This window comes from Vibrio sp. 1731 (assembly GCF_033339955.1).
Classification (GTDB): domain Bacteria; phylum Pseudomonadota; class Gammaproteobacteria; order Enterobacterales; family Vibrionaceae; genus Vibrio; species Vibrio alginolyticus.
Map to the genome: position 1 here is coordinate 1 of NZ_JAWOVO010000153.1, position 1087 is coordinate 1087.

Annotated in this window: 1 protein-coding gene; it reads right to left on the reverse strand. The window is 45.1% G+C overall.

Annotated elements, in window-relative coordinates; all coding sequences use genetic code 11:
- On the reverse strand, nt 1–1087 hold a 1087-nt coding region (ushA, locus tag R7035_RS25860), incomplete at both ends, for a bifunctional UDP-sugar hydrolase/5'-nucleotidase UshA (RefSeq protein WP_318146398.1).

Here is a 1087-nt window from a genome sequence, read left to right on the forward strand (position 1 = left end):
AAGCGGTAACGACCATCTAAACGCAGTTGCTTGTTACCGATAAATACATTGGTGACTTTGTCATTTTCAATACGCATAGAGATACCCGCAAACTGCGCGTAAGCACCTGAATCAACTGGCTTGGTTGCAACAATGTTTAGGTAATCCAAGACTTCTTGACCAGACATATCGACGTAAGAAACCATGTTGCCAAATGGCTGCACGGTCAACACATCTTTGTATGTGATGTCACCGGCTTCAATAGAATCACGCACACCGCCTGAGTTCATCACTGCGAAATCTGCTTTTGCACGTTCCATATGAGCCGTTGCAATTAAACGACCTAGATTCGTCTGTTGGAATCGCACGACATCACGGTCACCTTCTAGCTTACCGTTTGATTCCGCAATTTTCACATTCAGCTGGCTTTGGCCTTTTTCTTGGAAAGGACGAAGGAAGTCCAACATCGCTTTGTCTTGAGTAATTTCATCTTGAACAAACACACGTTGTGATTGACCATCCACGTTGATTTTTTTCGTCAAGTTTACCGGAATAAGGTCGTAGCTCACCATTGATAGTTCGCCGTTACGGAATTCGTAATCGGCACGGCCAACATATTTACCCCACTCATGCGCCTGAACAATGTAAGTACCGTTTTGTTGGTCTGGCTGACACTCATCACCCGGTTTAAAGTTCTTTTTGATAACGTTAGGACCTTCCATACAAACGGGCTCTTGTGAGTGACCACCCACAATCATGTCCAAATCGCCTTCATTAAGGTAACGCGCCAAAGCTACATCACCCGGCGCATTGATGCCACGGTTGCCATTTTCGTAGTGACCCATGTGCGTAACAGCGAAAATCAGATCCGGATTTTCTGTTTTTTTCAGTTCTGCAATCAGCTCTTTCGCTTCCGCTTTCGGGTCGCGGAAGTCCACTTGACCGATAAACTCAGGATTTCCCAACTTCGCGGTATCTTCTGTTGTCAGACCAATAACCGCAATTTTAATGCCTTGTTTATTGAACATCGCGTAAGGTTGGAATAAACGCTTGCCCGTTTTTTTGTCGTAGATGTTGGCTGACAGCATTGGGAAGTTAGCCCAATCTT